At 34.5% G+C, this 8,239-nt stretch carries 10 protein-coding genes and 1 tRNA gene; 3 read left to right on the forward strand and 8 right to left on the reverse strand.

Translation table 11 applies throughout. From position 1 onward, the window contains the following. The coding region (locus AB1422_13520) for a transposase (protein MEW6620331.1) at positions 1-326 on the forward strand (326 nt) is incomplete at its 5' end. Here AB1422_13520 and AB1422_13525 read toward each other — a convergent pair. Then, positions 323-529: a hypothetical protein gene (locus tag AB1422_13525; GenBank protein ID MEW6620332.1), complete on the reverse strand. Its 207-nt coding sequence runs from the start codon at positions 527-529 to the stop codon at positions 323-325. The two genes, AB1422_13520 and AB1422_13525, sit on opposite strands and share 4 nt — an antisense overlap. A 596-nt stretch (positions 530-1,125) precedes the next feature. Beyond that, positions 1,126-1,266: a hypothetical protein gene (locus tag AB1422_13530; GenBank protein ID MEW6620333.1), complete on the reverse strand. Its 141-nt coding sequence runs from the start codon at positions 1,264-1,266 to the stop codon at positions 1,126-1,128. 5 nt (positions 1,267-1,271) lie between these two features. Here AB1422_13530 and AB1422_13535 point away from each other — a divergent pair, with 5 nt between their 5' ends. Then, positions 1,272-1,586, forward strand: coding sequence for a hypothetical protein (locus tag AB1422_13535; GenBank protein MEW6620334.1), 315 nt, complete (start codon positions 1,272-1,274; stop codon positions 1,584-1,586). Between the two features lie 109 nt (positions 1,587-1,695). Then, complete coding sequence (locus AB1422_13540; GenBank protein MEW6620335.1) at positions 1,696-2,766, forward strand: glycosyltransferase; 1,071 nt, start codon at positions 1,696-1,698, stop codon at positions 2,764-2,766. Here the strand turns inward: AB1422_13540 and AB1422_13545 are convergent. The 6 genes from AB1422_13545 to AB1422_13570 all read right to left on the reverse strand — a co-directional run bounded on the left by AB1422_13545 (position 2,758) and on the right by AB1422_13570 (position 8,055). Then, complete coding sequence (locus tag AB1422_13545; protein ID MEW6620336.1) at positions 2,758-2,919, reverse strand: hypothetical protein; 162 nt, start codon at positions 2,917-2,919, stop codon at positions 2,758-2,760. The genes AB1422_13540 and AB1422_13545 overlap by 9 nt on opposite strands. Continuing rightward, on the reverse strand, positions 2,920-3,555 hold the full coding sequence (locus AB1422_13550; GenBank protein MEW6620337.1) for a MotA/TolQ/ExbB proton channel family protein: 636 nt from the start codon (positions 3,553-3,555) through the stop codon (positions 2,920-2,922). It abuts the gene before it with no gap. Positions 3,556-3,811: 256 nt separating this feature from the next. Further along, the gene (locus tag AB1422_13555; GenBank protein ID MEW6620338.1) at positions 3,812-5,194 is read right to left on the reverse strand and encodes a peptidylprolyl isomerase; all 1,383 of its coding nucleotides are present in this window, start codon (positions 5,192-5,194) and stop codon (positions 3,812-3,814) included. Between the two features lie 414 nt (positions 5,195-5,608). Beyond that, positions 5,609-6,280: a hypothetical protein gene (locus tag AB1422_13560; protein MEW6620339.1), complete on the reverse strand. Its 672-nt coding sequence runs from the start codon at positions 6,278-6,280 to the stop codon at positions 5,609-5,611. Then, positions 6,277-7,929 carry an N-6 DNA methylase gene (locus tag AB1422_13565; protein MEW6620340.1) on the reverse strand — a complete coding sequence of 551 codons (1,653 nt, stop codon included), beginning with the start codon at positions 7,927-7,929 and terminating at the stop codon, positions 6,277-6,279. Before AB1422_13565 ends, AB1422_13560 begins: the two co-directional genes overlap by 4 nt. Before the next feature lie 51 nt (positions 7,930-7,980). Beyond that, positions 7,981-8,055, reverse strand: a tRNA-Asn gene (locus tag AB1422_13570). Positions 8,056-8,239: the final 184 nt, after the last annotated feature.

The following is an 8,239-nucleotide window of genomic DNA, read 5'->3' on the forward strand; positions in this document are numbered from 1 at the left end:
AGATAAAGAAGGCATTTGAGATAGCCAATCAAGCAAGTCTGAGTGCTAAAGAATTAGAGATACAGCATAAAAGGAAAGATTTCATCTATATTCAAAAGGCATCGATTTCTTATGCCGAAAAGAAAGGGTTACAACAAGGATTAGAACAAGGATTAGAACAAGGATTAGAACAAGGGTTACAACAAGGAATTCAACAAGGATTACAACAAGGACTAATAGAGACAGCTAAATCGATGTATAAAAAAGGGTTTAAATTGGAGATGATTGCTGAGATAACAGGACTTTCAGAAGAGGAGATAAATAGGGTTGTAAGAGTAGTGAATTAGCGATTAGCAAATATTAATTTATCGAGCTCTCTCAACATCTCCAGAGCGCGGATTTGACTGAAGTTTAAAACCAACCGTTCTTTTATCTTCCCCCCAATTTTTACCATCACAACATCACCAATTCCTGAGCCTGTCAGGACAGGTTTCTGATTTATTCCAGGGCTGGCAACATTTTTTCGACCTGTGCAGTTAAGATAAACCACGAAGGGCACGAAGACCACGAAGAAAAAATATTGGTAACCGTTCAACCCCTACATTTGGGCTTTTAGGAATTACAAAACACAAAATATAGTATTTTGAGAGCCTGTTTTGCTTCCTTTTTTGAGCCTATAAAAAGCGGTGGTTACTATATGTAGGGGGCACCAGCAATTATCACCAAACATCTTGCGTTTCACCCACCTGAACGGTTACAAATATTGTAACTATTCAGTAATTATTCAGCCACAGATTAACACGGATAAATAGCAGATAGTAGAGGACAAGAGCTAAGATGCAAGGGGCGAGAGAGCAGAGGGGAGAGATAGATGTCCCTCGCTGGCGGGGGATTAAGGGGATGGAAGTTATAGCACTTATTAATCGAAACTTAACATAGAACGGATAGAAATTTAACTATCAATTGAATGAATGTAGAATATCGAATAATGAATTTAGAATAATGAAGTTTTAGTATTACTTCTACATTCAATATTCAATATTTTTCATTTTATGGAAACTTTTGATGAATAACTACTATAGAAGGAGAAAAGCCCTTCAGCCTACAGCACGGATACCGGAGATGCCTCAGGGATTTTTCCGCGTTTCATCCATGTCCATCTGTGGCTGAATAGTTACGATTTGGTTTATAATTCTTCGTGCCCTTCGTGTGCTTCGTGGTTTTAAAAGATGTGAGGAAGGTTAATCTAACCGCACAGGTGGCATTTTTTTCTTGACTTTCTCCCATTTTTATTGGTTTTAATTACCACTATTACTATTATCGGCAAAGAACCTTCTTCTCTTGATTCCTTTGAACTTCATGGAAGTTTTTTCATAATTAGAATTACTGGTTCCTTTCAAAAAGATATTGACAAAGGTTCATCAGATATGCTATACTTTTTAAAAAAGGTAAGAATTATCCCTACAAAAAACCCAAGAATTATGAGAGGCCTTGACTTACCCCTTCAGGAATGGGTAAAAAAGACGGCTCAATCAGAGGGTATATCTGTTTATTTAAGATTAAGGGACTTAGTTTGTCAAATCTATGAGTTATCCGAAGATGCATAGTGGTCTAACATTAGAGAAGAGAGAATGCTCTCTTTCAATAAAGAAAAAGCAGTAACTCATAGTCAAGTCTGGGTTTCCATTCTAAAGAACACCCTAAGGAAAGAGCACAATGAAAAAACTGGTGAAAATTTTAGAGATAGTGTCCTATTCTCCGCCAAGAACCGGCTGGAGCACACGGGTTGAGTATCTTAAAAAACAACTTTTAGAAATGGGCTATGAATGTCAAATATTAAATATTAGCTCTGAAAGTAGAAGGATTAAAAGTGATGAATATATTGATGTTCAAAATGGAAGAGATTATATATTTAAATTAGGTAAATTTTGCCTATCAGGTTACAGGGTTCATATGCATGTAAATGGTCAATCTCCGAAGGGATTTATATTGACACTAATCAGTGAAATTATCGGTCTCGTATTGGGTAAGGGATGTTTTTTAACATTTCATGGGGGAATAAATCAGCGATATTTTCCTCGTGAAAACAGTTATTGGATACTTCCTCTGATTTCTATTATCTTCAAATTACCTAAAAAAATTATTTGCAATGATGAGCGTATAAAAGATAAAATTAGCGAATATGGCATAAACAGAAATAAAATTGTGTCCATTCCCGCCTTTAGCAAGCAATATTTATCATATAAAGAGACAAAACTACCAGAAGATTTAGAGATATTTATCCATCAACACGAGCCTATTTTATCTTCGTATGTTTTTGACCGACCTCAATTTTATATTCCAACAACTCTACAGGCAATTAAAAAGTTGGTAACGAACTATCCCGACTTAGGTTTAATATTTGTTGGGACGAGTGAATATTCACAAGATACTCTAAATCTTATTCAAACTCTAAATTTAGAAAAGAATATATTTTTATGTAAGAATTTAGAGCATAATGAATTCTTAACCTTATTAAGTAAGTCAAAGATATGTATAAGAAGTTATGAATGGGATGGTGTCTGCTCGTCAGTATTACAGGCACTATCTCTTAAAATTCCCGTCATAGGTTGTGAAAATCCTCTTAGACCTAAAGGTGTTGTTTTATTTAAAACTGGAGATGAAAATTCTCTGGCTGAAAAAATTGAGTATATCTTAAAAAATTATGATGAGGTAAAAGAAAATATACAGTTACCTGAAATTAAGGACACGGTTTCTACGGAGGTAAAATTATTAACTTCAATCTAAATAATAATAAATCTTATAAATTTGCCTGAATGGATACTTTCTGTCTCCTCTTATCCCCTCCCACACCTCTTTTAAAAAACCTTTTTCTAATAAAATATAATAGAATCTTTGTGGTTTTTCTATAGTCTTAACTAATTTAGCCTTCAACGGCATTTATCTCTTTCTTCTTTCAGTTTCGGTGAGGATTTCAATTAATCTTGCGGTATAAATTCTAAATTCCTCTCCAATAGTATTTACCTTAATGATAAAATAATTATAGGCAGCTACGGCAATAATCGCTACAAATAATCCTCCAGCAGTGGCGACTAAAGCCTCAGATATACCTCCAGCAACAACATCTATTCCTCCGGTACCAGTTAGACCAATATTATGAAATGCACGAATAATCCCTAATACAGTGCCAAATAGTCCAATAAAAGGAGCGATACTTCCAATCGTTCCCAGCATCCAGATATACCTTTTTAAATCGAGTGATTCTTCTATCCTGATACGGTCTAAACCCTCGATAATCTCATCCTTACTCCGGTCATATCTTAACAACCCTTCTTTAAAGATAAGAGGAAGTGGTCCTGGAACCATCTCACAAAGATTTATTGCCTCCATAACATTACCTTTGAGAATACTATTTTGAATCTTATATAAGAGTTCTTCAACATCTATATTTATTTTTCTAAAACTCCACATCCGTTCAATAATAATTGCCAGGATAAGAATCGAGCAAAGTCCTAATGGAATCATTGCAATTCCACCTTTAAAGATAATATCTAATAAAGTTTCATTTGCAAACATTATGGTTAACCTCCTCTTTATTTGGTAACTGCTGAATGGTAATTAGTTACCATATTATTAGGTTATATATACCCAAATAAATTGAGTTTGCAAATATTTTGCTCTACTCTAAAAAGGGATCAAGGATTCGAGGGGTCAAGGATTCAAGGGAGGTGAAAAATAAGGTGTTCACTCGACCCCTGATTCCTTGATCCCTTGAATCCTTTCAAGGAAGTTTTTGCAAACCTGTTTTCTTTGAGTATAAAACAAATAGGATTTATAGATTTATTGTAATCTTTGCCGATAGTTTTTTCTTTTTATACCAATCGTCTAATGCCATTTCTTTCTTTTTTTTAAGAATATCCTGTCTAATCTTTTCTTTTTCTTTAGAATATTTTATTTCATCAATCTGTTTTTCTATCAATTGAGCGATTAAAAAGCCTGACCATATCTTAATCGGCTGACTTATCTGGTCTTGTTTTAAATTGAATATCTCCTCTATCTCCGGGAAATAACCTAATTCTGAAACAGGTTGTTGATGTCCGAAAGATTCAGTTTCCTTTATCTCTAAAGAATACTCTGTAGCGACAGTTCCAAACCCTTGCGTTATTTTACTATAAATTTCATCTGTTTTTGATTTTGCTATTTTTTCTGCCTCTTGTCTTATTTTTTGATGATGAATTGTATTTTTAATCCCTTCGCTCGCCTCAGATAGCGGAATAGTGCGGGCTTGTCTTTTGTCTTCAAGTTTAATGATATGGAATCCAAATTGGGTTTCGACAATATCGCTTATTTCACCTAATTTTAAGTTAAAAGCGGCATCTTCGAATGGTTTAACCATTTGTCCCCGGCTAAAGAAATTTAAATCTCCACCTTGATTTTTAGATGGGCAGGCAGAATATTTCATAGCTAATTCTTCAAAACTGCCACCTGCTTTTATCTCTTTTAAAATATCTTCAATCTTTGCTTTTGCCTCTTTTTTATTGTTTTCGGGTTTTATCAAGATGTGTCTTGCTCTGACTTGTTCAGGTTGTTGATAATCAGTGAGGTGCCTGCGGTAATAATCTTCAATCTCCGTGTCGGTAATGGTGCCAGCATCGATTTTATCTTCTTCAAATTTTATCAGGACATATCTTATCCGAATCTTCTCGTTAATGGTGCAAAATTCTTTTCTTATCTCCTCTTCCGAAACCTTAACTGCATTTTTTATTCGTTCCTCTAATTTAGTTCGCATAAGGATTTTGCGCTGTCGTTCATAGATCTTACTCCAGTCAATTTCAGGATTAGCTAATGCCAAACGATATTTTGTTTCATCAAACTTGCCTTTAGCATCTTTAAACTGTGGGCTCTTTTTTATGCTTTCGTCAAGCTCTTTTTCTGTTACCTTGATAACTTTTTCTGCCTCTTGAGAAAGTAATGCATCACGGATTAAACCTTCAATTACTATATTTTTTAATGCTTCCTCCCATTCCTGCGGGAATTTGCCATATTTCTGTTTATATAAATCACGGTGGTAATCAAAAGCCATTTTATATTGAGCATAAGTAAATTTTGTTTCATTAACCGTAATGACCACCTGAGAAAGAGGTATCTCCTTAGATTCTATTTTTAAACAACATAAGATTAAAAACAAGATAATGAAAAGAGTAATTTTTTTCATTTCAATGATTAAGTATAACAAAAGAGGTGAATAAAGTCAAGTAAAAAAAATCCCTATGCGATTTATACAAGGGTATCAACTGATAACCAAACCGAAAAGGATTTCTCCTCTTGTGAAGCTCGGGAGGAAAAGATAAAGGTTTTTTGTTAAGAGCCAGAATAACTGGGAAGTTTTTAAGGAGAATAAAGAAAATGTGACTTCCGTTTCTATTTCCGAAAATCCCCAATTCGTATTGTTCAAAATGGCTCCCCACTCTTGACGATAGACGAACTTCATATTTTGCCGAAACAATCATCCTGCTGATAAAAATGTTCAAATATCGCAGGAAAGGCACAATCATCGTCTTCGGCGAACCTTTACCAGATAAGTCAGTGCAAAAAAAATAAAAAGCACATTTAAAACTCAATATTTCTTTTAACCTGTAAAATTAATCTTGTGAATCGGTTTAATAATGTTTAAATCCAACATTACTTTCGCTTTACGTGGACTTCCGTTTTTATTTCTAAATCCTTCCATGAAAGTTCCAAGATTTTCGCCTAACTTTTTGTCTATTTCAATAATCCAGATTTCTTCCAATGTGAACTTAGTCTTACGCAGGCGAGAAGAAGCACCACGGGCTATTCTCTCTTCTTCATATTCCGATAACCCGCCCTTAAGTTTATCATGCCAGAGTTGAAAACTCCTATTTTCATCGTTAAAAACAGCATAACCTATCCCCAAGATGAAACCAGCTGCACCACAATTCTCAATTGCTTGGAGGGTTGCTCTCCTATCAGTACCAGGAATTTTGCGAGTTTGTTGTCCCTGAGGATTTTGACGAATATGGGCCTTAAAATCCCAAGGAATTTCCGCAAATGCATCAAAATCAGCGAAACCATACCTCTGTCTTGAAAAATCAAACAGCTGCGTAGGTTTCAAGTATTGTTCACACAGCTCTTGAAATCGCCAACCAATCCATTCCGTTTGTTTCAAATATTGGCTGTTAGTATTCTTCCAATCTAAATAAACTTGACGAGCATCCCATTTATTAGACATTTGTGATAACGCTCTAATGATTTTATTTAATAATTGTTGTGATATTATCATAATATGGCAATAACCGAATTATTATGTAAATGTTTAAATGCAGGAGTAAATCTTGGGAAAATCTTTTGATTTATTTCTTCTATCAGATCTACATTATGTTTCACATTTTCATTGTTTTTACCCGCATTTTTCTTGACTACACGGTTTGTAAGCTCTGATTGCTCAAGCTTTGAAATAAGTATTGGGTCAACAGGAATGTTGTTCGGAACTGGTAATGAGAGTAGAGTTTTTTCTGAAATCGTCATACCACCATCATTAATACGCCACCACCAATAAGCAAAACTGCTGTTTAGTAGGAGATATGCCATATCATATTCTTGTTTATTATAAAAATACAAAATCCTGAAGGAGGAACGATTCACTTCTTTTCGCAATGCAGAAATAAAATATCGTGGTGTTGATGGGATAACAAGTTTATATGGAGTTGGATGGGAAGAGACAAGATATGCTAAACATTTTTTTGTCTTACTTAATTCGTTGTACAATGGCAAAAGTTCTTTTTGAATCTTGGGGAAAATATCTGATATCGCTTCTACATTTGTTAAATAATCATCAATATGCTCCAGCATTTTGGCACGCTCTTTTGTGCGCCATCGCAATAAGGGGGTAATTCTAAAAGAACGAGATTTGTTTTCTGCTTTGGCTACAATAATACCTGCTCTTATACTATTGACTTTGTTTGTATTAGTTGACCCAAATTTAAAACCTCTAAATATAGTGTCGGGAACATTATCAAAACAATAAGTTGAAATGTCTCTCATATTGGTAAGCAGTAATTGACGTAAAGTCCTGAATCTTTGTCCGTGCGTAAAAGTTTGTGGCGAAATTGAAACAAATCCTTTTGATAACTTTATAACCCGTTCTAAAAAGTAGGCATATAAATTCCGTGACTCGGCACTTTCAAACCGATTATCAGATTCAACTTCTACATATGGTGGATTTAGAATAGCAAAATCAAATGCCGGGAGATTAGATGAAAAAAGGAAATCTGCAGAGATAAAACGAGGTGCTATATCAAGAAATAAACTTTTTGATTTATTTTGAAATGATAGTGTGAATAAAGTACGCGCAATAAATAATGCCAGAGCATCTTTGTCAATCAAATAAAGTTGATTGCTTAAAAAACTCTCAGGATTTTCTTGCAATTTAACCAACCAAAAAGAAAGATTACCCACTCCAGAACATGGGTCAACCCAAATTTTACCCCTTGGGAAAGAAAGGGTTTTTTTAGCCATCACTTGAGCGACATCATCAGGAGTAAAATATTGCCCTTCTTGTTTTCTTCTATCTCTATTAAAGTATGATAAAGAGTATTCATAAAGCGTTGCTATTTCTCCAATTGAAATAGAATCAAGTATATCTGAATCCTGGATGCTTGCGTTAGAAAACTCTTTTTGTTTCAAAAGATAATCAAAGTGAGGTTGATGGAGTTTATAGATATGGGTGGCTAAAATTGAATACCAGGCATTATCAACCCCAAACTTATCTATTAGGATATTTAATTTTTGAATTGCCAATTTAGAAATATTTTTCTGCTTTGACTCTCCTGTTTTGTCAATATAAGGCTGATAAACCAGTGCTGGGAACAGATTCTCTTTTACAAAAAGAGGTTTCTTTCTTTTTTGTTTATATTTTACTTTCGTTTTCATCTTTTACCCCAAATTTATATGTAAAGCTCAGGTTCGTTTGAGCGTCAAGTCTGGCTCCCCGGGTAGGGCTCGAACCTACAACCTAGCGGTTAACAGCCGCTCGCTCCACCATTGAGCTACCGAGGAACCTCTATTAATATTATACGGGTTAAATAACTACTTGTCAAGAAAAATTTTCGACCTGTGCGGTTAAATGTAAAATGAAAAATGTAAAATGTATAACTGAAAGGTAATGAGTCTTGCGAAGGAGTGAAATTTCCCATTTTTCATTTCCTATTTTACATTTTACATTTATTTTTCCTTTGCGTCT

Source organism: bacterium, from assembly GCA_040757115.1.
Classification (GTDB): Bacteria; UBA9089; CG2-30-40-21; order CG2-30-40-21; family SBAY01; genus JBFLXS01.

Coding starts and splice junctions, on each gene's coding strand:
- AB1422_13565 (MEW6620340.1), bottom strand. CDS start 7,929: ATGAAAACGAAAGTAAAATATAAACAAAAAAGAAAGAAACCTCTTTTT.
- AB1422_13540 (MEW6620335.1), top strand. CDS start 1,696: ATGAAAAAACTGGTGAAAATTTTAGAGATAGTGTCCTATTCTCCGCCA.
- AB1422_13560 (MEW6620339.1), bottom strand. CDS start 6,280: ATGATAATATCACAACAATTATTAAATAAAATCATTAGAGCGTTATCA.
- AB1422_13545 (MEW6620336.1), bottom strand. CDS start 2,919: ATGCCGTTGAAGGCTAAATTAGTTAAGACTATAGAAAAACCACAAAGA.
- AB1422_13530 (MEW6620333.1), bottom strand. CDS start 1,266: ATGGGAGAAAGTCAAGAAAAAAATGCCACCTGTGCGGTTAGATTAACC.
- AB1422_13550 (MEW6620337.1), bottom strand. CDS start 3,555: ATGTTTGCAAATGAAACTTTATTAGATATTATCTTTAAAGGTGGAATT.
- AB1422_13555 (MEW6620338.1), bottom strand. CDS start 5,194: ATGAAAAAAATTACTCTTTTCATTATCTTGTTTTTAATCTTATGTTGT.